This window comes from Pantoea sp. GbtcB22 (assembly GCF_019091025.1).
Classification (GTDB): domain Bacteria; phylum Pseudomonadota; class Gammaproteobacteria; order Enterobacterales; family Enterobacteriaceae; genus Pantoea; species Pantoea leporis.
This window is the reverse complement of the sequence record NZ_JAGXKB010001090.1, coordinates 1-228: the sequence shown is the minus strand read 5'-3', so window position 1 is coordinate 228 and position 228 is coordinate 1. Positions and strand designations below refer to the sequence as shown.

Below are 228 nucleotides of genomic sequence, written 5' to 3'. Positions count from 1 at the left end.
TGGTATGCCCACACGCTCCAGATATGCCGGGGCTGCGCAGAAGATAAAAGGTAAAGATGCAATTTTCAGGGCAAACAGCTGTTCGTTCAGTTGTGCCTCGATGCGGATACTGACGTCGACTCCGTCTAACCGATGATCAACGTTACGATCGGTACTGATCAGCTCAATATCAATATCGGGGTAAACCGATTTGAATCCTGGCATCAGTGGTGCAAGAACGTAGCGTCC

General features: G+C 49.6%; 1 protein-coding gene. It reads right to left on the bottom strand.

Annotated elements, in window-relative coordinates:
* A partial coding sequence (locus KVT28_RS27600) for a LysR substrate-binding domain-containing protein (RefSeq protein WP_254633693.1) occupies positions 1-228 on the bottom strand: 228 nt, incomplete at both ends.